At 64.2% G+C, this 22,973-nt stretch carries 25 protein-coding genes; 20 read left to right on the top strand and 5 right to left on the bottom strand.

Annotation, left to right across the window (positions count from 1 at the left end):
• Positions 1-64: 64 nt before the first annotated feature.
• Both V5F67_RS04645 and V5F67_RS04650 read left to right on the top strand, forming a co-directional pair.
• Positions 65-2,125, top strand: coding sequence for a ParB/RepB/Spo0J family partition protein (locus V5F67_RS04645; RefSeq protein ID WP_394018724.1), 2,061 nt, complete (start codon positions 65-67; stop codon positions 2,123-2,125).
• Positions 2,126-2,281: 156 nt separating this feature from the next.
• The gene (locus V5F67_RS04650; RefSeq protein ID WP_394018722.1) at positions 2,282-2,689 is read left to right on the top strand and encodes a hypothetical protein; all 408 of its coding nucleotides are present in this window, start codon (positions 2,282-2,284) and stop codon (positions 2,687-2,689) included.
• Between the two features lie 108 nt (positions 2,690-2,797).
• Here V5F67_RS04650 and blaOXA read toward each other — a convergent pair whose 3' ends face one another.
• Complete coding sequence (blaOXA, locus tag V5F67_RS04655) at positions 2,798-3,595, bottom strand: class D beta-lactamase (RefSeq protein WP_394018720.1); 798 nt, start codon at positions 3,593-3,595, stop codon at positions 2,798-2,800.
• 1,013 nt (positions 3,596-4,608) lie between these two features.
• Here blaOXA and V5F67_RS04660 point away from each other — a divergent pair.
• The 4 genes from V5F67_RS04660 to V5F67_RS04675 all read left to right on the top strand — a co-directional run bounded on the left by V5F67_RS04660 (position 4,609) and on the right by V5F67_RS04675 (position 7,221).
• Positions 4,609-4,926, top strand: a complete 318-nt coding sequence (locus tag V5F67_RS04660) for a DUF736 domain-containing protein (RefSeq protein WP_394018718.1) — start codon at positions 4,609-4,611, stop codon at positions 4,924-4,926.
• A 357-nt stretch (positions 4,927-5,283) separates the two neighbouring features.
• Complete coding sequence (locus V5F67_RS04665) at positions 5,284-6,126, top strand: DUF932 domain-containing protein (protein ID WP_394018716.1); 843 nt, start codon at positions 5,284-5,286, stop codon at positions 6,124-6,126.
• Positions 6,127-6,434: 308 nt separating this feature from the next.
• Positions 6,435-6,638, top strand: coding sequence for a transcriptional regulator domain-containing protein (locus V5F67_RS04670; protein WP_394018714.1), 204 nt, complete (start codon positions 6,435-6,437; stop codon positions 6,636-6,638).
• A gap of 199 nt (positions 6,639-6,837) precedes the next feature.
• On the top strand, positions 6,838-7,221 hold the full coding sequence (locus tag V5F67_RS04675) for a DUF2285 domain-containing protein (protein WP_445328510.1): 384 nt from the start codon (positions 6,838-6,840) through the stop codon (positions 7,219-7,221).
• Positions 7,222-7,242: 21 nt separating this feature from the next.
• On the opposite strand, the gene V5F67_RS04680 is transcribed toward V5F67_RS04675, so the two are convergent.
• From V5F67_RS04680 to V5F67_RS04695, 4 genes are all read right to left on the bottom strand, one after another.
• Positions 7,243-7,902, bottom strand: a complete 660-nt coding sequence (locus V5F67_RS04680) for a transglycosylase domain-containing protein (protein ID WP_394018712.1) — start codon at positions 7,900-7,902, stop codon at positions 7,243-7,245.
• A gap of 84 nt (positions 7,903-7,986) precedes the next feature.
• Positions 7,987-8,781 (bottom strand): ABC transporter permease, encoded by a 795-nt coding sequence (locus V5F67_RS04685; RefSeq protein ID WP_394018710.1) that lies wholly within the window; start codon positions 8,779-8,781, stop codon positions 7,987-7,989.
• A complete protein-coding gene (locus V5F67_RS04690) occupies positions 8,778-9,749 on the bottom strand; it encodes an ABC transporter ATP-binding protein (RefSeq protein ID WP_394018708.1) in 972 nt (323 codons plus the stop codon). Before V5F67_RS04690 ends, V5F67_RS04685 begins: the two co-directional genes overlap by 4 nt.
• A 12-nt stretch (positions 9,750-9,761) precedes the next feature.
• Positions 9,762-10,052 (bottom strand): DNA -binding domain-containing protein, encoded by a 291-nt coding sequence (locus V5F67_RS04695; RefSeq protein WP_394018706.1) that lies wholly within the window; start codon positions 10,050-10,052, stop codon positions 9,762-9,764.
• Positions 10,053-10,526: 474 nt separating this feature from the next.
• Between V5F67_RS04695 and V5F67_RS04700 the strand changes: the two genes are divergently transcribed.
• The 14 genes from V5F67_RS04700 (at position 10,527) to V5F67_RS04765 (ending at position 22,967) form a co-directional block, all read left to right on the top strand.
• A complete protein-coding gene (locus tag V5F67_RS04700) occupies positions 10,527-10,796 on the top strand; it encodes a helix-turn-helix transcriptional regulator (RefSeq protein ID WP_265975388.1) in 270 nt (89 codons plus the stop codon).
• Positions 10,797-11,924, top strand: a complete 1,128-nt coding sequence (locus tag V5F67_RS04705; protein WP_394018704.1) for a replication initiator protein A — start codon at positions 10,797-10,799, stop codon at positions 11,922-11,924.
• Positions 11,921-12,439, top strand: a complete 519-nt coding sequence (locus tag V5F67_RS04710) for a DUF2840 domain-containing protein (RefSeq protein WP_394018702.1) — start codon at positions 11,921-11,923, stop codon at positions 12,437-12,439. The genes V5F67_RS04705 and V5F67_RS04710 overlap by 4 nt, the downstream gene beginning before the upstream one ends.
• Positions 12,436-12,993, top strand: coding sequence for a S26 family signal peptidase (locus V5F67_RS04715; protein ID WP_394018700.1), 558 nt, complete (start codon positions 12,436-12,438; stop codon positions 12,991-12,993). The genes V5F67_RS04710 and V5F67_RS04715 overlap by 4 nt, the downstream gene beginning before the upstream one ends.
• Positions 12,994-13,061: 68 nt before the next feature.
• Complete coding sequence (locus V5F67_RS04720) at positions 13,062-13,397, top strand: DUF736 domain-containing protein (protein ID WP_394018698.1); 336 nt, start codon at positions 13,062-13,064, stop codon at positions 13,395-13,397.
• 4 nt (positions 13,398-13,401) lie between these two features.
• Positions 13,402-14,346: a lytic transglycosylase domain-containing protein gene (locus V5F67_RS04725; RefSeq protein ID WP_445328509.1), complete on the top strand. Its 945-nt coding sequence runs from the start codon at positions 13,402-13,404 to the stop codon at positions 14,344-14,346.
• A gap of 991 nt (positions 14,347-15,337) precedes the next feature.
• A complete protein-coding gene (locus V5F67_RS04730) occupies positions 15,338-16,744 on the top strand; it encodes a DUF3363 domain-containing protein (RefSeq protein WP_509210654.1) in 1,407 nt (468 codons plus the stop codon).
• Between the two features lie 68 nt (positions 16,745-16,812).
• Positions 16,813-17,520 carry a helix-turn-helix transcriptional regulator gene (locus tag V5F67_RS04735; protein WP_394018694.1) on the top strand — a complete coding sequence of 236 codons (708 nt, stop codon included), beginning with the start codon at positions 16,813-16,815 and terminating at the stop codon, positions 17,518-17,520.
• Between the two features lie 127 nt (positions 17,521-17,647).
• Positions 17,648-18,625 carry a LysR family transcriptional regulator gene (locus V5F67_RS04740; protein WP_394018692.1) on the top strand — a complete coding sequence of 326 codons (978 nt, stop codon included), beginning with the start codon at positions 17,648-17,650 and terminating at the stop codon, positions 18,623-18,625.
• Positions 18,626-18,776: 151 nt separating this feature from the next.
• A complete protein-coding gene (locus tag V5F67_RS04745) occupies positions 18,777-20,759 on the top strand; it encodes a conjugal transfer protein TraG (RefSeq protein WP_394018690.1) in 1,983 nt (660 codons plus the stop codon).
• 10 nt (positions 20,760-20,769) lie between these two features.
• Positions 20,770-21,231 carry a ribbon-helix-helix domain-containing protein gene (locus tag V5F67_RS04750; protein ID WP_394018688.1) on the top strand — a complete coding sequence of 154 codons (462 nt, stop codon included), beginning with the start codon at positions 20,770-20,772 and terminating at the stop codon, positions 21,229-21,231.
• A gap of 145 nt (positions 21,232-21,376) precedes the next feature.
• Positions 21,377-22,360: a P-type conjugative transfer ATPase TrbB gene (trbB, locus tag V5F67_RS04755; RefSeq protein ID WP_394018686.1), complete on the top strand. Its 984-nt coding sequence runs from the start codon at positions 21,377-21,379 to the stop codon at positions 22,358-22,360.
• The gene (locus V5F67_RS04760) at positions 22,357-22,689 is read left to right on the top strand and encodes a TrbC/VirB2 family type IV secretion system protein (RefSeq protein ID WP_394018684.1); all 333 of its coding nucleotides are present in this window, start codon (positions 22,357-22,359) and stop codon (positions 22,687-22,689) included. The genes trbB and V5F67_RS04760 overlap by 4 nt, the downstream gene beginning before the upstream one ends.
• The gene (locus V5F67_RS04765) at positions 22,689-22,967 is read left to right on the top strand and encodes a VirB3 family type IV secretion system protein (protein WP_374629407.1); all 279 of its coding nucleotides are present in this window, start codon (positions 22,689-22,691) and stop codon (positions 22,965-22,967) included. The genes V5F67_RS04760 and V5F67_RS04765 overlap by 1 nt, the downstream gene beginning before the upstream one ends.
• Positions 22,968-22,973 lie beyond the last annotated feature (6 nt).

Raw genomic sequence — 22,973 nt, forward strand, 5'->3', positions numbered from 1 at the left:
CTCGGCGACGGCCAGGGTTGCAGCGCAGCGCTGCGCTCCAACCCAAGCCAAAAGGATCAAGACCATGACCACGACCGCGAACATCGCCCCGACCGCCGAACACGGCACGACCGTTTTCATCCCGCTCAACAAGCTCAAGAAGCATCCGAAGAATGCCCGCAAGACCCCGCACAGCGGGGCGTCTATCGAGGCGAAGGCGGCGAGTATCGCCGCCAAGGGCGTCCTGCAAAATCTGGTGGTGGAGCCGGAAACGAACGCCGAGGGCGAAGCGACCGGCTTCTATCTCGTCAGCATCGGGGAAGGCCGCAGGCTGGCGCAGATGCTGCGCGTGAAGCGCAAGGAGATCAAGAAGACCGAGGCCATCCGCTGCGTCATCGACACGGCGAACGACGCCGCCGAAATCAGCCTTGACGAGAACGTGACGCGCGAGGACCTGCACCCCGCCGACCAGTTCGAGCGCTTCCGCGAGCTTTCCAAGGATCGGGGATGGGGCGCGGAGGAAATCGCCTCCCGCTTCGGCGTGACCGCCCATGCCGTCAAGCAGCGGATGCGTCTCGGCGCTGTCAGCCCCAAGCTGTTGCAGGTCTATCGCGACGGCGACCTGACCTTGGATCAGTTGATGGCCTTCGCCATCACCGAGGATCATGCGCGGCAGGAGCAGGTTTATGAACACCTGTCCTATAACCGCGAGCCATGGATCATCCGCCGCGACCTGACCACGACCAACGTGGCGGCGACGGATCGGCGGGCTATCTTCGTCGGCGCGCAAGCCTATACCGAGGCGGGCGGCAACATCATCCGCGACCTGTTCACCGAGGATCGTGGCGGTTTCTTTGAAGACCCCGCCTTGCTGGACCGGCTCGCCGTCGAGAAGCTGGAAGGGATCGCCGCCGAGGTGCAGCAGGCCGAGGGCTGGAAGTGGACCGCCGCCTATCTCGACTTCCCCCACGCCCACGGGATGCACCGTGTCTATCGGCATTCGGTGGAGCTTTCCGAGGAAGATGCCACGGCTTACGACGCGGCGCAGGACGAGCTTGAGCGCCTGAACGCGGAATGGGAGGATGCCGATACCGACCTCCCGGCCGAGGTGGATGCGCGCCTTGCGGAGCTTGAAGCCGAGATCGAGCGGATCGACGCCAAGCGCCACGCCTTCGATCCCGACGACATCGCGCGGGGCGGCGTGTTCGTCGTCATCGCCCATGATGGCGATGTTCGGATCGAGCGCGGTTTCATCCGCGCCGAGGACGAGGCCCCGGAGCCGGAGGAAGCCGAGGGCGGCGAAACCGTCATCGACGGCGTGCGCGTCAATGGTGACGGCGAAATCCTCGACAGCGACGGAGGGGACGACGAAGACAACGACGAAAGCGAGCAGGAGCCGGAAGAAGAGGCCGGGGATGCGGGCAAGCCGCTGCCCGACTCGCTCATTCGCGACCTGACCGCGCATCGCACCCTTGGTCTGCGTCTCACCCTTGGCGAGCAGCCGGATATGGCGTTGATCGCCGTGGTCCATACGCTCGCCGCGCAGACCTACTATCGCGGCGGCGGCACGGCCCATTGCCTCGAAATCAGCCCGACCAGCAACTACCTCGCCGCTCACGCGGACGGCATCGAGGACACGGCGGCGGCGAAGATGCTGGCGGATCGCCATGCCGGATGGGCGGCGGACATGCCGCGCGACGTGGCGGACCTCTGGGAGTTCGTTGCCGGTCTGGACCATGCGAGCCTGATGGCCTTGCTCGCGCATTGCGCCTCGCTGACGGTCAACGCGGTGAAGCTGCCATGGGAAAGCAGCAAGCGCCGCGCCCATGAGACGGCGGACAAGCTGGCAACGGCGGTGTCGCTGGACATGACGGCGCACTGGACGCCGACCGCGCGGACCTATTTCGGGCGCGTCACCAAGGCCCATATCCTCGCCGCCGTGCGCGATGCTCTTGGCGACGAGGCAGCGGAGCAGATCGCGGACAAGAAGAAGGTGGAGATGGCAGAGGCTGCCGAGCAGCTTCTGGCCGGGACCGGGTGGCTTCCGCCCGCGTTGCGCACCGAGCGCCCCGCATGGCTCGACCAGCAGGCCGACACCTTAGCCCTCGATACCGTCGAGCCCGCCCCCCTCGCAGGAAGACCATGATGAACATTTCGCCATCGCAGCGGAATGAGGAAGGCAGGCCCGGGCGCGCGCAAGCGACCCCGGCTTTCTTCCCGGAAAAATCGCGGGCCGCGCAGTCGCGCGGCCCGATCACCTCGACCATCGCCACGGTCGGAACCACCGTTAAGGAGGAGAACCATGGTTGCCGTTATGCTGATGGGCGTCGTGTTGATCGCCGGGCTTTGCGTCCTGGCCTATACGCTCGCCATCTATGCCTTGCCCTTCATGCTCGGCGTCACCGCCGCGCAGTTCGCCTATCACACCGGCGCGGGCTTCATCGGGGCGGGCCTTGTCGGCTTCGTCGTCGCCTTCGGCGTTCTCACGCTGTTGTTCGACACGCTGCGCTCACCGATCCTGCGCCTGATCGTGGCGCTCGTCTTCGCCGCGCCCGCCGCCGTCGCCGGATATGCGCTGGTCCACGGCGTCACCAAGGAGGCCGTGCCGTCCGAAATCTGGCGGCAAATCTTCTGCATCGCTGGTGGCGGGTTCGTCGGCGTGTCAGCGCTATTGCGATTGGCGATACCAGCCGCACCGCGCTCTGCCTGATGGCTGGCGTTGACCGCTCAAAAACCCGCTATGCAATGTCCCCGCAAAAGTCGGCCGCAAAACTCCGACTTTTGCGACGCCTCGAAAGTCAGGACTTATGTGACACGTCTAGAGGTTATCGAGATCAGCGAACAGCTTGTCTTGTTCGATCAACCCCTGTCGGCCTTCGACCGTGCCGATCCCAAGCCTCGCGAACACGACCACGCGACCTTGCCGCTTAGCCCAGCCGACGAACCACCCCTCTGGTCTGGTGCGCTGAATCTGACCGCGTGCATCACGCGTCCAGCCACTCCCGGTCTTTCCGTGGACGCGCCAGCCCGATTTTGTGCTGAACGTCGGTACGATCGCCATCGTCTGTTCAATCGCGGCGGGAGAAACAGGCAGTTCGCGGGCCAGCATCCGACGGATGAATGTCGTCTGCTCGCGAGGTGAGATCGTCAGGGACGCGATCCACGCGTGCGAAAGCCCGTTGCGTTTACCCGGCTCGCCGGAAACATCCTTGTTACCGTAGTTGAAGCTGCTGATATAGGATGAGAACCGTTGAGCACCCAGGTTGCGGGCGACTTCGCGGGAATACCAGAGAACGGAGTCGGCTTGCCAAATCGTCGGGTCGACCGGCTTCTTGTCTCGCGCGGGCGCTCGCATACCTTCCCGCCACTCCCACCGAGGGTTGTGAGCGTCCGTCAAGATTCCCGCGTCACAGCCCATGAGGGCGAGTGCGACCTTGAACGTCGAGGCCGCCGTATATCGATCGTCGCACGCTCCCTTTTCCTCGATAGTCGCTCCTGTTCGAGCATCGACAATCAGCGTACATTCCTGTGCATAAGCAGCGCTTGCGATGGCGATCAAGGCCGAGCAGATCAGTGCTGGAAGGCCAAGTGCCTTGGTGACGATGTGGGTGGTCATGACGCCTCTTGGTCAAAATGCTTCTTCGTATTAGAGGCTTCGCTTTAGTAAATCATTTATGAATTCGCGCTTCGCAACACTCCCGAGATTTGGATCGGGTGAGCGCTCCCATAGGTGCTGCGGCTCATACTTCATCGGTGGACGACTGCGCCGACGACCAATTCAATAGCGCGCGAACTGCGAAGACTGCCAATCCTAGTCGGTGAATCGGTATTGCGTCAGATTTTTGCTGCGCCTCAGACTGGCAATCTCGGCGGCGGCTCATAAGAGCTGGGAGGGCTTGGCGTCGCCCTTCGGGCCGCGCTTTTGGCTGCGCCGGAACCACGCCGACGGCGCGTTTCCGCCATTCGGCTTCAATCGCTGACGCAACGGGCGGCGGCCATTTCGCGAACGCTCCTCAGCGGCGAGGCTTCCGAGAAGCCGGTCCCAGTCGCCATCACACCGACGCCAGTGAGGATCAGGCCGCTGCGCTCGAATGCGGCGAGCTGACATAGATAGGCCGGGAGGCACTGAGGGTCCGCATGAGCGGAAGACATCGGGGCGGCGGTGCGCGGCGGACGTTGGGTAGCGTCGTGCGCGGATCATGCCGCGATGGTGCAGGAACAGAGCCGCTTGTGCATCCGTCTCGCCCAAGGCCGGGCATGGCCGTGGCGTTGAGGATCAGGGTGGTGGGGCATCGGCCCGTGGAGGCCACGCCGTTTCCGTTCTCGAGCGTAAGGCGCGAGGGACGACCGCCATTGCCGTATTCCCCCGATTTCCCAAGACGGGCGCTCCATCCGCGATCTCGATTGGCATGGGTCTGACCGAAGACCGGCTTCGCCTCGCTCGTCTCCCGCAACGTCCGTCGCCAACTTTTTTCCGCCGCCTTCGGCTTTGCATCGCGAAGCAAAAAAGCCGTCGCCGGCCGCCTTCCACTTCGTTCCAGCCCTACGGGGTGCGGGCCGATCGTCCCCGGTCTCACGACCCCCATCGAGGTCGCGATGGAGCGGCCCGACAGGAAAAGGAATACGACAATGGCGACCATCGGCACCTTCACCAAGAACGAGAACGGCGCGGGCTTCACCGGCGCGGTCAAGACCCTGACCCTCAACGTCAAAGCCAAGTTCGTCCCCTCCGAGGGCGAAAGCGAGCGCGGCCCCTACTTCCGCATCTTCGCCGGCGCGACCGAGTTCGGCGCCGCCTGGAAGAAGACCGCCCGCGAAACCGGTCGCGAATACCTCTCGGTCAAGCTGGACGATCCAAGCTTCCCGGCCCCGATCTACGCCAGCCTGGTCGAAGCCGAGGACGGCAGCGGCCACAACCTCATCTGGTCCCGCCGCCACGGCGACTGAGACAGGCCCCTCAAGAAGCCCCGCCGCGGCGGGGCTTCTTCATGCTCATGTCCGCCGCCTCCAAGGAACAAGGAATCGAGAGAACGGGACTCCCGATCGGATCTCGTGCTCGGCCTCCGCTCCGCTCTGGCCGGGCGGCTTGCTTGGGGGTCTCCCCCCGGCGCGGCGCAAGGGATCGCTGGCGCTCGACCGGGACGGTTTCCCCGGCCTTCCTCCACGTCGTTCCTCCGTTCCGTGCAGGCCGGGTGATCCCCCTCCGTCCCGGTCGCCCTTGCACCTTGCACCCCCCGGTCTCGCCGACGGGCAGGGTTGCAGCGCAGCGCTGCGCTCCAACCCAAGCCCACGAAAGGAAAGACCATGTATCACCAGCTCGCCACCCGGTTCGGCCGCAACTCGCATCAAATCAGCGGGCGCGAGCCGCTGGATAACGAGGCGCTTTATCGGCACGTCCCATCGATCTTCGCCAACGAAGCCCATGACAGCCGTTCCGAGCGTTACGTCTATGTCCCCACCATCGACATCGTGGAGGGCCTGCGCCGCGAAGGCTGGTTCCCGTTCTTCGCCGTGCAGTCGGTTCCGCGCGACGGTTCGCGCCACGGCCACGCCAAGCACATGCTGCGCCTGCGCCGGGATGGCGGCATCGGCAAGCCGGAGGCGGCGGAAGTCATCATCGTCAACAGCCATGACGGGACCAGCGCCTATCAGATGTTCGCCGGGATGCTCCGTTTCGTCTGCACCAACAGCATGATTGCGGGCGAGCGGTTCGAGGAAATCCGCGTTCCCCACAAAGGCGGCATTCAGGATCAGATCATTGAAGGCGTCTTCACCGTTGCGGAAGACTTCCCGCGCCTCGTCGACGCCAGCGAGACCATGAAGGAAATCCGCGTGTCCGCCGACGAACAGCGTGTCTTGGCCGAGGCGAGCCTTGTTGCCCGCTACGGCGAGGAGGAAAGCCCGCTGGGCCCGGAACAGATCATCGAACCGCGCCGCCGCGAGGATATGGGCGGGAGCCTCTGGAGCACATTCAACGTCATTCAGGAGCATTTGACCAAGGGCGGGCTGCAAGGCCGCAAGCAGAATGCCGAAGGCCGCATCCGCCGCGCCCAGACCCGCGCCATCAACGGCATCGACCAGAATGTGACGCTTAATCGCGCGCTCTGGACGCTTGCCGAAGGGATGCAGAAACTGAAGGGCGCTTGATCCCGAACGCGACGGGGCCGCCCCCCCGGCGCCCCTTCCTTTTCGCGGCGACGACAGGAGCGGAAAATTTGGGCCGATCCGGCTTCGCGGATCGGCGGTGCGGCCATGCCATCGAACATCGCCGCGCTCGCCGGGCTGCGCCCGGCTCGCAGAATCACAAGAGCACTGTTAAGACTAAAATAACCAATATATTTATCGCGATAGCCGCTCCAGTTATCGCAACATCGCGGCTTCAGTTATTTCCAGAGAGATTCAAAGCTTTCTATCCGGGCGTTGCTTCGCATGAGCCCGAATAGAGAGGTAACGCCATGCTAAGCATCGACTGGCGTTCTCCGGCGGCATATCAATTTGCCAAGAGCATTCCCGCTGCCGGTTTCGCTTGGGAATATCTCCGCCGCGATGATGAGTATCATCGCGAGTTTCAGGCCATAACGACTTCGCGCGAGCCGGACCCGGAGCGCCTAGAAGCCTTCGTGCGGCGCTGGGGGTTGCGATTTTCCGACCGATCCTGAAACCCCATCGGATCAGCAGACTCTGTTCTGGAGTCCGAGCCTTCAGCCGCAGGCCATACGGCTGATCCCGCTGGAACACCATGACGGCGAGACCGAGCCCATCATCACGCTCGCGCATCTCGACGGACTCGATCTTCGCCAGGCCGAGGATGGCTGGCACGGTATCTGGCAGGTCGATGGCGTTGCGCACCAATTCTGGTTGCCGCACGCTGTCCCCGACGCAGCCGCCTTTTACGGCACCGTCCTGCCGACAGACGCCTATTACGATCTCCGCACCCATGCGGCCCGTCGATTGGTGAAAGCGCTCCATGGTCAGCGGCCGGGGCGTGATTTTCGCACCTTGCCCGCGCAGCTCCGGCAATGGCACATCCTGTCCCTGCGGGCGCTCGACGCCCGCCTTCGCGGCGAAAGCTACCGCGCCGTCGCCGAAGTCCTTCTTGGCTTTCGCGGCAGCAAGGAGGATTTTGAGGTCGATCCGCGCAAGAACAAGGCTCGCCGTCTGATCGCGCACGGCGTCAAGATGATGCGCGGCGGCTATCGGCTGCTGCTGCACTATCCGATCAAGCCGAGCGAAGGCAGATGAGCACGTTCGCTCTCATGGGATTCATTGCCGGCACCCTTCGAGCCAAACATCCGAAAAACCCGCTGGCGCACACGCTCCTGCTGCCAGACGTCGGATGCGGGCGGTGCGTTCGTCGAGCTTGGTATCGCTTCGAACGAGATCGTAGGAGGCGGGCGCGATCAGGACCGCCGCAAGCCGTATGAACTGGGCTTCCGTCAGCTCGGCGGGAGGCCGCCCGTAAATCGCGGAACTTGCCGAATGGAAGCCCACCATCCAACCATTGGGGCCGTTGCCCATTTCCAGAGTCTCCAGCCACAGGGCAAGAATCTGTTCCTTGGAAAGACGGCTCTCCAGTCCAAGCGCATAGCCGGTCTGGCGAATCTTACCGATACCGGGGTGAAACTCCTCGAAGGCGAGCCGCTTGGCTGCCGATTGGGTGATGGTGGTCAAACCAGCGCCTGGGGTCGAGAAATCCACACCAGAATGCGTTGAAAAATTCGGGTCTTCGACAGCGAGCAAAATAGCCCGGTGGGCGGCCCCCAGGGAGTCGCCGCCGCGGCCTTGAGCAATCACCGCGTCGGCACGAGCACGCAAGCCCTCGGCATCTGACAGCGCATCCCAATATCCCTTAGCGCCATACCCCACAACGCTGATAAGCAAGAGAGCAAATACAATGCTCGCATATTTCAGTATCCGCATCATTCGATCTGTTTATCCTTAGATTTATCTCTCGCAAATTCAGTCATCAAGACTTTAGCGAGTGATTTATGATGAATTTTTTCGCTCTTACTCTGTATTTAAAGGCTGACGCCAAAATACGAGAGAGCCGGCGACCGTCGCTGCCAAGAGCCATGCCAGTAAAGTGCCGAAACTCGTGACGCCGTATGGCCCTTCGGCACCTGCAAAAAGCCATGCCCGCGCAGCATCGGCGGCAAAAGACGGCATAGGAACGGCGGCTATGGCCGCGCCAAAATAGGCTTGCAATATCGAGCACGCGATCCCTACGAGAAACACGGGAACGACTGCCGCGATCATGCTCCGAAATATGATCGTCAGCGTCGCAGCAATTGCAGCAAGGCTTGCCAGTTCGAGAAAGGCGATCACAAACGCAGCAGTGAGCACGAGAATGCCGTCCGCTTGAACCGGGGCACTACTGCCAGTGCCGTCTCTGAGAAGGCTAAGTGCCGTGTTGAGGATCATGTCTCCGACGACCGTCAGAACGAGACCGATGAGCATGAACAGGAGGCAAACAGCGAACTTCGCGGCGAGAAGAGGAATACGCCCTGCGCGTGGCACAAGGTTACGCCAAGTCGAGAATCTGTACTCGACATAGAATACGGAGGAAACACCGATCACAAAAAGTAGCTGCGCAATCGGATTGCCGGCAATGCCCAATGACTGCGCCGCAGACCGAAGTGTGTCGGTGTTACCTTGGGGGAAATTTCCGGATCGGAGGAAGAAAAAGCTTTCCAGCGCAATCTTGAAGGCGAGCGCCGCCGCGGGAACCGACAAGAAACCCCAGAACAGAACTCCCGGTTGCCGCTGGAGCTTTAGAAGCTCTGTCGAGAGGAGAGCGTTCACTGGATCTCCCTTCGCGTTTCTGACAGGAACACTGACTCCAGATCGGGTTTGATCCATTTGGCCTCGAAGATCCGGATATTGGCATTTGCCAACATGCGGATGAGTTCAGGGGCATCATCGCGTCCGATGCGGACATAGACCCCACCGTCACCGGCGTCCGCTTGCGAAGCCAAGCGTTCCAGAACCACTTGCGGGAAATCGACGTTGAGCCAAAAGCGAGCTTGGCTGTCCAGCAAGTCATCGACTCTTCCCTGCGCCGACATCCGTCCATTCCGCAGGATCGCGACACGATCACAAATGCGTTCAACTTCATCAAGGAGATGGCTGGAAAGCAGCACGGTGATGCCGTCCCGCTGGGCTAGCTCTACGATCAGCGAACGAATTTCGAGGATACCGTCCGGATCGAGACCATTGGTCGGCTCATCGAGAACTAAGGCATCTGGACGCGCGACGAGGGCACAGCCGATTCCCAACCGCTGCTTCATGCCTAGCGAGAAGGCCGACACCTTTTTGTCGGCCGCGTATCCAATGCCAACGCGCCGCAGAATAGGCTCGACCATTGTGATGGTCTCGCTCATCCGAGCGAACATCTCCAAATGCTCGCGCGCGGTCAGGAACGGGTAGAAGGCCGGGGCCTCGATCAACATACCAAGGCGACGCCGCGATTCCCTGCAAGCATTCTCGCCAAATATGGAAACCGAGCCGCGATCAGGGCGCACGAGGCCAGCTATGATCCGCAGCAACGTGCTCTTGCCGGCGCCGTTCGGACCCAGCAGGCCATATACGCAGCCTTGCGGAACGCCAAGAGAAAGCCCGTCAAGTGCTTTGAAAGCACGGCCTCTCCATCCGAATGTTTTCTCGACGCCCGAGACTGTAATGGCGTCTTTCCCATCTCCAGCGCTCACAAATGATCCTATCTGAAACGTCTCAATCCTTGTTTCCACATCGGCATTGCCGCGTGGATTCATGCTCCGGCGAGTTTATAGGTGATTGTTGGCAATCTCTTGTTCCAGAATTTTTCGATAGCCTTTACTTGAGAGCCACCGGGCACGTGCCAGGTGGCTTTCCCAGCATCGCCTCGTCCCTGCTTCGTCACGGGCGGGATCGCGATGTAGAACGATGCGCGCGACATCCTGCCAGTTCGCGCCTTGCCGGCTGGCGTCCAACAGGCGCAGATAAGTGACATAGTGCTGCTCGTCATAGGACGTGACGACGTTTCCGGACGGCGCTTCGTCGGCCACGTCGGGATCGAGTTCGACAGGATCGGGCATCAGCGACACTCCCCATCGTAGAGAAGGTTTCGTCTGCGGTGCGCCCCCGCAAACATCCTCTCTGACTCTTGGTGATCGGGGAGTTCGAAACCGTGGTTAGACGGCCCTATGGCCTTTAGCTCGGAGAGCCTGTTGTATACGCCACAGGCTCCCCGACCATAAGGTCAAGGAGTTCGGTGTCGTCACGGCCGGCACCAACCGCTAACCAGGGGTTTCGACGCCCCGGAGCAGCGCGTCTCTGCTCCGCTTCCAGTCATAGCTGAACCGTGCGGCGATGTCTTGGCCGAATCCGCCCGGCTGGCCATTACCCCCTGATCTACTTCAGCTTCTTTGTCTCACCACGCCATTCGCGGGGTGCCGTTTGCGCATAGGCGCAAATGCGGCACGCTACCTGCCGCCGATCCCTCGCCATGGTTCGCCGCAGCCCGCCGCCAAGACGGCAGCGCGCATCCACGACGAACCTGAGGTGATCCCATGGCCAACCCATCGGCGGGCCTACCGCCCCGACTCTTGCGCACTCAGGAAGCCGCCCGCTTCCTCGGCATTTCCATCCGCACCCTTGAGAAGCATCGCACCTACGGCACCGGCCCGACCTATCGCAAGGTCGGCGGCCGCGTCCTCTACACCGTGCGCGATCTCGAAGCCTGGACCGAAATCGGCTCCCGCAAATCCACCCGCGATCCGAACGCCGGCACGGTCTTTCCGGCCCGCCCTCTGACGCCGCAAGAGCGGGGTGAGTGCTGAATGCTGCGCGACGACGATCATAGACCCGCGCAGCCGACCGACGCGAGCGAGCGCAATCACCTGGCCCCCTTCGTGGTCGCGACCGGCGACGCCTGCCCACGCGATCAGCGCGATCTCATGGAGCGGCCCTTCTTCTCGCTGGCGAAGACGCCGCGCACCAAGCCGATCCTCTACAAGGCGGCCGATGTCGAGGTGCAGGTGCTCGCCATGCCCGAACACGGCATGGCGACCATCTGGGATGCCGACGTGCTGATATGGGCCGCCTCGCAGATCGTGGCGGCCGAGAACGATGGCCTGCGCACCTCGCGCTTCTTCCGCTTCACGCCCTATCACCTGTTGCGCTCCATCGGGCGACCGACCGGCAACCGCCAATATGTGCTGCTGAAGGCCGCGCTCGCGCGCCTGCAATCGACCGTCATCGCAACCACGATCCGCAACGGCCCGCATTGGCGGCGTCGGCAATTCTCCTGGATCAACGAATGGGAGGAGATGTCGACGCGCACCGGCCGCGTTGAGGGTATGGAATTCGTCTTGCCCGAATGGTTCTACAACAGCGTCGTCGATCGCTCGCTCGTTCTCACCATCGACCCGGCCTATTTCCGGCTGACTGGCGGTATCGAACGCTGGCTCTATCGCGTCGCTCGCAAGCACGCCGGCCGCCAGCCCCATGGCTGGCTGTTCGAGGTCGCGCATCTCCATGTGAAGTCCGGCAGCCTCGCGCGCGTCTCCGACTTCGCGCTCGACCTGCGCCGTATCGCGGCCCGCCAGCCGCTGCCCGGCTATCGCCTTCAGATCGAGCGGAAGCATGGCCGCGAGCTGCTGCGCATCCGCCCCGAAACCCTGTCCACAGTGCCTGTGGATACGCCTGTGGAAACTATCGGCACATCAGGCGCACGCGGTATCGGCACATCGGGCGCAGCCCTATCGGCACATCAGGCGCACGGACCGCAGTTAAGCCTTTGGCCCGAAAAGCGGAATCCGACTGCTAGCTTAGAGTCTAACAGAGAATCTAACTTTTCTTCTTTGACGCACCCGCGCGCGAGCCGTGGTGCCGGTGCCGCCCGATCCATCGCCGACGTGCTGCGCGACATGCTGGCCAACGACGAAGGCAAGGGAGGGCGGCCATGAGCGGCAAAGCCTCCCATCGGGCGCATGGCCGCCCGCAACCGGATGGGCCAGCGCCCTTCACAACGCTGGTCGAGCTGACCTTCGAGAAGCGCCGGATCGAGCATTGGATCAGGTTCGGCCGCAAGAGCTACGAACAAATCATCGACCGGCGGCGCAGCGTCGTCGGCTTTGCGCCCGACAGCCTTTTCGCCTTCGTCCGCTGGGCGGCCGGCGACCACGGCACCGTCGTCTCGCGCATCGACATCGTGCGGGCGATCCGGCGCGGCGAGCCGTTCCAGACGCTGCCCTTCGTCCGACCTGGCGGCGACATCCTGCTTCGGCTCGACGGCTGGCCCAAGGTCCAGCGCGCGCTTGCCGCGATCGACGCGGTGGAAGCGCTCAGCGTCGATCCGGCCGACGCATCGCCCGATCATTGGCGACACGTCCATAACCGGCTCAGCGCCGGGCTGGAGCCGAACGCCTACACGCCCGAGCGCCATGCCGCGTGGATCGGCCGCCGGAGGATCGAGCCATGAGCCGCCGCCACATCCTCGGCGTGGCGCTGCTCGCCGTCGTCGCCGTCGCCGCGCCCATCGCCGTCGACATGCCGATGAAACTGCTCTGGAACGCCACGGCAAGCGCGCCGATCGGCTTCTATGCGATAGAACCGGCCGACCGCCTGACCGCGCCCGAGCTGGTCGCGGTCATGCCGCCCGAACCGCTCGCCGCCTTCATGGTCCAGCGCGGCTATATCGGCGACGGCGTGCCGCTCCTGAAGCGCGTCGCCGGTCTCCCCGGCCAGCTGGTTTGCCGCAGTGGCCGCAGCGTCACGGTCGACGGCGTGGCGATGGGCGCTGCGCTCGACCGCGACCGGATCGGCCGCGATCTCCCTGTCTGGCAGGGCTGCCGCGTCATCGCGCCCGGCGAACTTTTCCTCATGAACAGCGGTGTCCGCGACAGCCTGGACGGCCGCTATTTCGGCCCGCTTCCGGCGAGCGCCGTTGTCGGCCGAGCGCTGCCGCTCTGGGCCGATGAGGATGGCGACGGCCGCTTCGTCTGGCGAGCCCCGACCGGCGCAACGCCCCGCTGACTGCTTCCCGATCGGCGGGAGCGGTGCCCGTCGACGGATTCCCCAACGCCACCGCACGGAGACTCAACGTGCCCCAGATCGGTCAATTCACGCGCGAGGCTTCCGGCTTCACCGGGCGCGTTCATACGCTGACCCTCTACCGCGAACTCACCATCGTTCCGGCCGAGCATTCCGATGCCGAGAATGCGCCGGACTACCGCGTCCATCACGGAACCGACGACGGCCCGGAGATCGGCGCGGCGTGGAAACGCACCGGCGAGAAGGCCTGCGAATATCTCTCGGTGCTCATCGACGATCCCGCCTTGCCGCAGCCGATCCACGCCAACCTGTTCCGCGACGACGATGCCGGATCGTCGTGGTCGCTGCACTGGACGCGCCTGAAGCCGCGCGAAGAGCGGGACTAAGGCCATGCGGTCCTCTGTCATCATCGCGCTCAAAGCCCTTATTCCTTTGTTCGCGAAAAGGCCGTCTCATTCCTCCGTCCCGCTCGACCGCAGGACGGCCGGCGCGCGCAGCGAAGGTCAAGGGCGGCCATCGGCCGGCGCTTCGCGCGCACCCTTGACCGCAGCGAGCACGCTGGCAGGCTGGCGTCGTGGTGGAGACAGGTCCGCCGGGCGCTATGCCGTGCTGCTCGCGCTGGCCGCGCTTGCGATCACGTCGGGATCGGCCGTCACGGTCGCGCAATCGGCCGTCATCGCGCAGTCCGCCAGCGATCCTCATGGTGCGCATATCGCCGAGGCGTCTCAGCGCTTCGGGATTCCCGCGCACTGGATTCGCGCGGTGCTGCGCGCCGAGAGCGCGGGCGACGTGCGCGCGATCTCGACGGCCGGCGCGCAGGGCTTGATGCAGGTCATGCCCGACACCTGGGCGGGCCTGCGTGTGCGCTACCGGCTCGGCCGCGATCCCTATGATCCACGCGACAACATCCTCGCAGGCACCGCCTATCTGCGCGAGATGTGGGACCGCTACGGCAATGTCGCCGCAATGCTCGCTGCCTACAACGCCGGTCCCGGCCGCTATGACGATCATCGCGCGACCGGCCGCCCGCTGCCTGCCGAGACCCGCGCCTATGTCGCTGCGCTCCTGCCGCTGATCGGCGGGGCCGCGCCCGCCGAAGCGCCGGCGAAACGCGCCGAGCCGCCGCCGGATTGGCGCGAGGCTCCGCTGTTCATCCAGCGCGCGAGCGACATCCGAACCGCAGCCGAACCGTCATCCGGCACGCGCTCGGAAGGGCAATCTGGTGAGCGACAAAGCGACGGCCGCGCTGCTGTTCCGATGCGCGATCCCGTCGATGCGGAGCCGCAGCGCGGCACGATGTTCGTCGCCCGCGCGAACGACGGGGAACGGCGATGAGCATCGCGTTTCCGCGTTCGGGCGAGCGTCATCCGGTGTGCAGTCAGGTCGGGGGTCGCCTGGCTGCGTTCTCGTTTGGAGGGGCAGGAAGGGAAGAAAGGGCGGAGGGCAAGATAAAGGAAACCGGCACTCCGTTGGCGCGGTTTCGGGGCAAGCCCTTGTCTGCACACTGTTTTGGAGCGGCGCTCGCGGCACCTTGGTTTTGGACGCCGCGTGCCGCGACGTGGCGCAAAGCCTTGGCTTTGCTGGGTTTCGAGCGGCACCATAGCCGGAGTTCGGCGGTTTTTCGTGGTTTTGCCCCGGAGGCGCTGGCTTGAGCGACGACGAGGAATTCCGCTTCTGCCCGAGGCCGGGCCGCGTGCGCGCCGATGCGCCCAAGCTCGGCAAGGCCAAGAGCTTCTTGGCCCAGGCGAAGAAGATCGCCCGTCAGCAGAGCAACAGCCCGTCACGGGGCTTCTCATCATCACCATCATCGTCGTCGCCATCGTCGCAGCGGTCCCGATCGCAGGGCGTCGGCAAAGGTGCGAAGGCGTCGCGGGCAAGCGGCGGGCCGGGCCTGAAACGGGGACGCGGCGCGGCCTTCGTGCGAGCGCGCACCCTGTCGGGCGGATGGAAGCACAGCGCACCCGGCGTCCGCCGCGTCGTCGTCAAAACCCGCTACGTCCAGGGCGCGGGCAAGAACGGAAAATCCGCCGCCCATCTGCGCTACATCCAGCGCGACGGCACCTCGCGCGAGGGCGAGCGCGGCCAGCTCTATTCGGCCGGCGAGGATCGCGCCGACGGCGCGGCCTTCGTCGAGCGCGGGGCCGACGATCGCCACCAGTTCCGCTTCATCGTCTCGCCCGAGGTCGGCGCGGAGCTTTCCGACCTCACGGCCTACACCCGCGACCTCGTGGCTCAGGTCGAAACCGATCTCGGCACCCGACTCGATTGGGTCGCGGTCAATCACCACAACACCGGCCATCCCCATGTCCACGTCATCATCCGCGGCGTGGACGAGCTGGGCGAGAACCTTGTCATCAACGGTGACTATCTCGCCAACGGCATTCGCGAGCGGGCGAGCGATCTGGCGACACTGGAGCTTGGTCCCGTCACCGAGATCGAGCAGAGCCGCAAGCTCTCGGCCGAGATCGGCCAGGACCGCTTCACCCGCATCGATCGCGCCATGACCGCCGAAGCCGAGGACCGCTTCCTCGACCTTCGCAACGAACCCGTCGATCCGGGCCGCCAGCGCGACCGGACCTTGCGCCTGCGCCGTCTCTCGAAACTGGAGAAGATGGGCCTCGCCACCGAGCACGCGCCGGGCGTCTGGGAATTGAGCGAGCGGATGGAACCGGCGCTGCGCGAGCTGGGCGAGCGCGGCGACATCATCCGCAACATGCACAGGGCGCTGAAAGCCGATGGGATGGAGCGAGATCCGACGACGTTCCAGCTTCACGACGCCGCGCCCGAAGTCCCGATCGTCGGCCGCGTCGTCGACAAATATCTGAACGACGAGCTGGGCGAGAACCTGACCGTCGTGGTCGACGGGATCGACGGTCGCACCCATCATCTCCCCGGTATCGACCCGGCGCGCATCGAGGACGCGCGGATTGGCAGCGTCGTCGAGATCGGCCCGCCCGAGATCGCGAGCCGGCCATCGGATCGCACCATCGCCGCCATCGCCGAGGCCGGCGTCTATCGCCCGAGCCGCCATCTCGAACAGGCGAAGTTCGAGGGCCGTGTACCGGGCGGCGACTATGACGGCTATGTCGATGCGCATGTGCGCCGATTGGAGGCGTTGCGCCGCGCCGGCATCGCCGAGCGGATCGACGCCGACCAGTGGCGCATTCCCGACGACTTCGAGAGCGGCGCCGCTGCCTATGACGCAGGCCGCAAAAGCCAAGCCAATGTCCGCATCCTCTCGGCCGCCCGGCTCGAACAGCAGATCGGCGCGGACGGCGCGACCTGGCTCGATCGGCGGCTGATGTCGGCGGAAACCTCCGACCTGGCACCGACCGGCTTCGGCCAACAGGTCCGCGAGGCGATCGACCGACGCCGCGAGCATCATATCGACCATGGCGACGCGACGCCCGGCCCGAACGGCGGGACGCTCTACCGGCGCAATCTTCTCGCCACGCTGCGCGCCCGCGAGATCGAGCGCATCGGCGGCGAGATGGCTGCGACCAAGAACCTGCCGTTCCGCGCCGCGACCGATGGCGAGAAGGTCAGCGGCAAGTTCACCGGCACCGTCCAGCTATCGAGCGGCAAGTTCGCCGTCGTCGAGCAGAGCCACGAGTTCACCCTTGTCCCGTGGCGGCCGGTCATCGAACGCCAGCTCGGCAAGGAGATCATGGGGATCGTCCAGGGCGGATCGGTGTCGTGGCAGTTGGGGCGGCAACGGGGCTTGGAAATATAAGCCACCGTTGCAGCGGCATCGCTATGCGCGCAGCATCGTCTTCCTATTTGGTTCAAGGGAGGCATGGCATGATTGCGCTGCAGGAGGTCGTGAGGAGACTTGAGGATATCAAATCTGTGAACGAAGTTCCGTTTCTTCTCACTGAAATCGCTACGGAAATTCGCGCCGCGAATATTGCCTACATGGTAGAGGATGTATCAACGCCTGAGGAAAATCCGATCAGATACGTCACCTATTCAAGAGAATGGGAAGAACGTTACTTTGATCGTGGTTATCTGGGAATTGACCCTGTTGCTGACGGCATTAACAAGCGGCTACCGTTTGATTGGCAGGCCGTTGCCAGAACAGCCTCGCTACGCTGGCTATTTGCGGAAGCAGAAAGTTTCGGCGTTGGACGTCAAGGTGTGTCAGTACCTATTCGGGGCGCTTCCGGTGAGCGAGCGCTAATAACGCTGACATCATTCCAGTCGAATAGAGAGTGGGAAACAAAAAGATGGCGCTACCAAGCTCTTGTTTCCGCATTTGCTCCCTACTTGCACGAATTTGCACTGTTGCTCCATGATCACGCCCAAAAGCAGGTCCGTCTAAGCCATCGACAGCGCCAGTGCTTGCAACTTTACGCGCGTGGCTATGCGCCCAAGCAGATTGCGGCTCATTTGGAAATCAGTAGCTCGATGACCAGAGAGCACTTGCATTGCGCGCGACGCAAGCTAGGGGCACTGACGCTATCATCGGCGGTGTTTAGAGCCTCCAGGCTCAACCTTGTGAATGTTTAGCCCCTTCCACTCGAATACCGGAGTCCGGATCTTCGGCGTTTTCAACATTGCAAAATGCAACCTAGAAGGAGTTCCGATTTTCGGGTGCGATGGCCGCAATTGAAGCAAGCACAAGGGAGTGCGTTGCATGGCCGTTGCTATCAAAATCGGGGATACGAACAGAAAATATGAAGGCCAATCGAACAAAATGGCCTCTTGTTCGATGCTTCGGCATCGGATCTCCATGGCTTCATTGATCCAGGCCATTGCCGTCGCCGAATATCTCAGCTTTTACCGAGCCGCCAATGCGCTCGGAGTCAGCCAGTCGAGCGTCAGCGCTCGCATCAAAGCTCTTGAGGAAGAACTTGGCATCCTCCTGTTCGAACGCAACACACGCGGCGTCCGGCTCACCGATGCGGGACGGCTCTTTGTCGAACGGATATCGGCCGGTGTCGAGCACCTCGACCATGCCGTAAAGTCTGCCGGCATGGCGGCCCTGGGGGAATGCGGCCGGCTGCGCATGGGCGTCCACGGTCTGATTCCGCATAGTTTCCTCGCCAAGCTGATCGGCCGATATCGAAGCACCTATCCGGGTATCGAGCTTGAAATCGCCGAAGGCACGGCGAGGGAAGCGCTCATGCAACTGCGCACCGACCAGCTCGACATCGCGTTCGTGGTGGGTGCTCCTGACCCGCCCGACTGCCACTCCCGGCGAATTTGGACCGAGCCGCTTGTCACGGCTATCTCGGATAGGCACCCACTTGCCGCGCGGGAGCATGTCACCTGGGCCGAACTGGCCGATGAAACCTTCCTCGTCCGCCCAGGCGGTCCCGGACCGCAGGTTCACGACCATATCCTGCTGCGATTGTCCGGCCAGTGGCCGCCACCGTCGATCCTGCGCGTCGGAGTCGAACGTGCCTCGCTCCTGTCCATGGTCGGGCAAGGTTTCGGCGTCACATTGCTAGGAGCGGCATCGAGCTTATCATCCGTCGCAGGGGTGCGCTTCCTGCCGATCGTTGACGAGCCCGAACCTGTTGTGTTCTCAGCCGTGTGGTCGCCCTTCAACCGAAGCGCTGCCCTCCGAAACCTGCTCGATCTTGCAGACGAGATGAAACAGCCACTCTAGCCCGTCTGATCTTCGCCGCGAATCACCATCGCAACCGTCCTATTCGCCGCCGTTTCTCGCCGATGGCCCTCCGGCCGCGCGCGACCTGTTGCCTCTCCCGAAAACCGCCATTCTCTGATCGGCTCCGACATTTTTGCCGATTGGAGCCTGTATGCGCGGAGGCCGGATTCTTTGGGGTCAGATCGTCGTCGTTCTGACCATCGTTCTCATCACAACCTGGGCGGCGACCCAGTGGACCGCATGGCGGCTCGGCTTTCAGCCGCAGCTCGGTAGCCCATGGTTCGATCTGGCGGGATGGCCGATCTACTATCCGCCCGTTTTCTTCTGGTGGTGGTTCTCCTACGACGCCTATGCGCCCGCGATCTTCACCGAAGGCGCGATCATCTCCGCGTCCGGCGGCTTCATCGCCATCGCAGCCGCCATCCTCATGTCCATCATCCGGTCGCGCGAGGCCCGCAACGTCGCGACCTATGGTTCGGCGCGTTGGGCCGAGGACAAGGAAATCCGCAGCGCCGGCCTGCTCGGTCCCGATGGTGTCCTGCTTGGAAAATATGAGCGGGACTATCTGCGCCATGACGGCCCCGAGCATGTGCTTTGCTTCGCTCCGACCCGATCGGGCAAGGGCGTCGGCCTTGTCGTGCCGACCCTGCTGACCTGGCCGGGAAGCTGCATCGTCCACGACATCAAGGGCGAGAACTGGGCCCTGACGGCGGGCTTTCGCTCCCGGCACGGCCGCGTGCTGCTGTTCGATCCGACCAATGCCCGATCGTCCGCCTACAATCCGCTGCTGGAGGTCCGGCAAGGCGAATGGGAAGTCCGCGACGTTCAGAACATCGCAGACATTCTGGTCGATCCCGAAGGAAGCCTGGACAAGCGCAATCACTGGGAAAAAACCTCCCATTCGCTGCTGGTCGGCGCGATCCTGCACGTCCTTTACGCCGAGCCCGTCAAGACCCTGGCCGGCGTCGCCAACTTCCTCTCCGATCCGCGCCGCCCCGTCGAAGCCACGCTCCGCGCCATGATGGACACGCCGCATCTCGGCGAAGCCGGCGTGCATCCGGTCATTGCGTCGTCGGCGCGCGAGCTGCTGAACAAATCCGACAACGAGCGCTCCGGTGTGCTCTCGACCGCCATGTCGTTCCTGGGATTGTATCGCGATCCGGTCGTCGCCCGCGTCACTGCGCGCTGCGACTGGCGCATCGCCGATCTTGTCGGGAGCCGCAGGCCCGTCAGCCTCTACCTCGTCGTGCCGCCGTCCGACATCAACCGCACCAAGCCGCTGATCCGCCTGATCCTCAACCAGATCGGCCGCCGGCTGACCGAGGAACTGACCGCATCGGGCAAGCGCCACCGGCTGCTGTTGATGCTCGACGAGTTTCCCGCGCTCGGCCGTCTCGACTTCTTTGAATCGGCGCTCGCCTTCATGGCGGGCTACGGCATCAAGGGTTTCCTGATCGCGCAATCGCTCAACCAGATCGAGCGCGCCTATGGGCCGAACAACGCTATCCTCGACAACTGCCATGTCCGCGTCAGCTTCGCGACCAACGACGAAAGGACCGCCAAGCGCGTGTCGGACGCGCTCGGCACGGCGACCGAAATGCGCGATTCCACTAACTATGCCGGCCACCGGCTATCGCCCTGGCTGGGGCATCTCATGGTCTCGCGGCAGGAGACAGCCCGCCCGCTGCTGACGCCCGGCGAGATCATGCAGCTCCCGCCCAACGAGGAAATCGTCATGGTCGCGGGCACCCCGCCGATCAAAGCGATGAAGGCGAAGTATTTCGAAGACGCGCGCTTGCAGGAGCGCATCATCGCGCCGCCCGAGCTGGCGGCTACGCCTGCCAACGCCCCGGCGACAGATGACTGGTCCGGCCGCGTCGTGGCGGCGGCGGGCCATGCCGGCGCGGGCGCTGGGGGTGATGACGGCGGCGATCCCGCCAATGCCGGCATCCGCCGCGAACCCGAGCTGCCCGAGCATGAAGAAATCCTGCCGCCTCCATCGCCCGCGCAGGAATTCGAGCTGCTGGACGAGGAGACCGATGTCGACGCCGCCAAGGCCAGCGCCATGCGGGCGCGGATGAGGATGGTCGCACGGCAAGCCTCGCTCCACCCCAACGACGGCATCGAGCTTTGAGGAGCCGGCCATGACGTCACGCACCCGCATGAACGTCTATTTCGACCCGGCCTTGCTCAAGCAGGTCGAGGCTCTGGCGCTCCGCCGCAACATCTCCAAATCCGCCATCGTCGAAGCCGCCGTGGCGTCCTTCCTGTCAGGCGATACCAGCGAAAAGCTCGAAGCCGCCATGTCGCGCCGCCTCGACCGGCTCGGCCGCCAAATCGGCGCGCTCGACGAAGATGTCGCCGTACTCGGCGAGACGCTGGCGCTGTTCGTCCGCTACTGGCTGATCTTCACCCCGCCGCTTTCCGACAATGCACAGGCATCGGCGCGGGCCAAGGGCGCGGAGCGTTTCGACGGCTTCCTGCAATCGCTCGGCAAGCGTCTGGCGACCGGCGACAGATTCCTCAAGGAGCTTTCGCGCGATGTCGACTCGCCTGCCGAAGACGGCGGGACGGAGGCTCCCAAGACGAGCGCCGATCCCGCCTGAATAACTGCGCCCATCCTATTCGCCGCCGATAGCCGCCGACCGCCGCACGGCCTCCGATACTTGTTGAACCGGCCCGATTTCGGGCTCTTTTAATCATCCCCGATCGGGGAACTCTCTGTTGCGTCCCCTTGGCTTTGGGGACGGCATGACTTCTTCTCACCAGAAACCGGAGGCGATCCAGCGCGGCGCGCGCATGTTGCGCACCGCGCTCGGCCCGGCCATCGCCCGGTTCCTTGAGGACGACGGCATCGTCGAAGTGATGCTGAACCCCGACGGGCGCATCTGGATCGACCGGCTTTCTCAAGGACTGTCCGACACCGGCGAAACCCTGTCGCCCGCAGACGGTGAGCGCATCGTCCGCCTGGTCGCGCACCACGTCGGCGCGGAGGTCCACGCCCGGTCGCCGCGCGTCTCGGCCGAGCTGCCCGAGACGGGAGAGCGGTTTGAAGGGCTTCTTCCTCCCGTCGTCGCAGCGCCCGCCTTCGCGATCCGCAAGCCCGCCGTCGCCGTCTTCACGCTCGACGATTACGTCAATGCCGGGATCATGACCACCGACCAGGCCGCGACCCTGCGCGCGGCCGTCGCATCGCGCGCCAACATCCTCGTCGCGGGCGGCACCTCGACCGGCAAGACGACGCTGACCAATGCGCTACTCGCCGAAGTGGCGAAGACGCAGGATCGCGTCGTCATCATCGAGGACACGCGCGAGCTGCAATGCGCCGCGCCCAATCGGGTGTCGATGCGAACCAAGGAAGGCGTCGCCACGCTTGCCGATCTCGTGCGGTCCTCGCTTCGCCTGCGCCCCGACCGCATCCCGATCGGCGAGGTGCGCGGGAGCGAAGCCCTCGACCTCCTCAAAGCCTGGGGCACCGGCCATCCCGGCGGCATCGGCACGATCCACGCCGGCAGCGGCATCGGCGCGCTGCGCCGCCTCGAACAGCTCATCCAGGAAGCCGTCGTCACGGTCCCGCGCGCGCTTATCGCCGAGACCATCGACCTCGTGGCCGTCCTCTCCGGTCGCGGTGCCGCGCGCCGGCTCACCGAACTCGCCCGTGTCGAAGGTCTCGGCCCGGACGGGGACTACCGCGTCATCCAAGCAACCCCCACCACCACAGGAGACCCTTCATGATCCGTATCACCATGCGCGCCCGCCGCTATGCCGCGTCGGCCGCAGCCTTCGCCTATATCAACCTCGTCCTCGTTCCGGCCGCCCATGCTTCCGGCTCGTCGATGCCGTGGGAAGCGCCGCTCCAGAAAATCCTCGAATCCATCGAGGGGCCGGTCGCCAAGATCGTCGCCGTCATCATCATCATCGCCACCGGCCTCGCGCTGGCCTTCGGCGACACATCGGGCGGCTTCCGCAAGCTGATCCAGATCGTGTTTGGCCTGTCGATCGCCTTCGCCGCTTCGTCCTTCTTCCTGTCGTTCTTCTCGTTCGGCGGCGGGGCGCTCGTCTGATGGCGGTCGCCTTCGAGCAACTGGATGTGCCGGGATTCACCGTCCCGGTTCACCGCGCACTGACCGAGCACATCCTGCTCGGCGGTGCGCCGCGTTCCATCGCGATCCTCAACGGGACGCTGGCCGGGGCCGTGGGCCTCGGCCTGCGCCTCTGGCTGGTCGGCATCGCGATCTGGGCCATCGGCCATGTCGCGGCGGTCTGGGCCGCCAAGCGCGATCCGCAATTCGTGGAAGTCGGCCGGCGCCATCTGCGCGTCCCGGCCTTCCTCGCGGTCTGAGGGAGG

This window comes from Xanthobacter pseudotagetidis, from assembly GCF_043194795.2.
Taxonomy (GTDB): Bacteria; Pseudomonadota; Alphaproteobacteria; order Rhizobiales; family Xanthobacteraceae; genus Xanthobacter; species Xanthobacter tagetidis_A.

Bases quoted from the DNA above. Each gene is read 5' to 3' on its own strand.
- V5F67_RS04645 (WP_394018724.1), top strand. From the start codon at position 65: ATGACCACGACCGCGAACATCGCCCCGACCGCCGAACACGGCACGACC.
- V5F67_RS04650 (WP_394018722.1), top strand. From the start codon at position 2,282: ATGGTTGCCGTTATGCTGATGGGCGTCGTGTTGATCGCCGGGCTTTGC.
- blaOXA (WP_394018720.1), bottom strand. From the start codon at position 3,595: ATGACCACCCACATCGTCACCAAGGCACTTGGCCTTCCAGCACTGATC.
- V5F67_RS04660 (WP_394018718.1), top strand. From the start codon at position 4,609: ATGGCGACCATCGGCACCTTCACCAAGAACGAGAACGGCGCGGGCTTC.
- V5F67_RS04665 (WP_394018716.1), top strand. From the start codon at position 5,284: ATGTATCACCAGCTCGCCACCCGGTTCGGCCGCAACTCGCATCAAATC.
- V5F67_RS04670 (WP_394018714.1), top strand. From the start codon at position 6,435: ATGCTAAGCATCGACTGGCGTTCTCCGGCGGCATATCAATTTGCCAAG.
- V5F67_RS04680 (WP_394018712.1), bottom strand. From the start codon at position 7,902: ATGATGCGGATACTGAAATATGCGAGCATTGTATTTGCTCTCTTGCTT.
- V5F67_RS04690 (WP_394018708.1), bottom strand. From the start codon at position 9,749: ATGAATCCACGCGGCAATGCCGATGTGGAAACAAGGATTGAGACGTTT.
- V5F67_RS04695 (WP_394018706.1), bottom strand. From the start codon at position 10,052: ATGCCCGATCCTGTCGAACTCGATCCCGACGTGGCCGACGAAGCGCCG.
- V5F67_RS04700 (WP_265975388.1), top strand. From the start codon at position 10,527: ATGGCCAACCCATCGGCGGGCCTACCGCCCCGACTCTTGCGCACTCAG.
- V5F67_RS04705 (WP_394018704.1), top strand. From the start codon at position 10,797: ATGCTGCGCGACGACGATCATAGACCCGCGCAGCCGACCGACGCGAGC.
- V5F67_RS04710 (WP_394018702.1), top strand. From the start codon at position 11,921: ATGAGCGGCAAAGCCTCCCATCGGGCGCATGGCCGCCCGCAACCGGAT.
- V5F67_RS04715 (WP_394018700.1), top strand. From the start codon at position 12,436: ATGAGCCGCCGCCACATCCTCGGCGTGGCGCTGCTCGCCGTCGTCGCC.
- V5F67_RS04725 (WP_445328509.1), top strand. From the start codon at position 13,402: ATGCGGTCCTCTGTCATCATCGCGCTCAAAGCCCTTATTCCTTTGTTC.
- V5F67_RS04735 (WP_394018694.1), top strand. From the start codon at position 16,813: ATGATTGCGCTGCAGGAGGTCGTGAGGAGACTTGAGGATATCAAATCT.
- V5F67_RS04740 (WP_394018692.1), top strand. From the start codon at position 17,648: ATGGCCGTTGCTATCAAAATCGGGGATACGAACAGAAAATATGAAGGC.
- V5F67_RS04745 (WP_394018690.1), top strand. From the start codon at position 18,777: ATGCGCGGAGGCCGGATTCTTTGGGGTCAGATCGTCGTCGTTCTGACC.
- V5F67_RS04750 (WP_394018688.1), top strand. From the start codon at position 20,770: ATGACGTCACGCACCCGCATGAACGTCTATTTCGACCCGGCCTTGCTC.
- trbB (WP_394018686.1), top strand. From the start codon at position 21,377: ATGACTTCTTCTCACCAGAAACCGGAGGCGATCCAGCGCGGCGCGCGC.
- V5F67_RS04760 (WP_394018684.1), top strand. From the start codon at position 22,357: ATGATCCGTATCACCATGCGCGCCCGCCGCTATGCCGCGTCGGCCGCA.
- V5F67_RS04765 (WP_374629407.1), top strand. From the start codon at position 22,689: ATGGCGGTCGCCTTCGAGCAACTGGATGTGCCGGGATTCACCGTCCCG.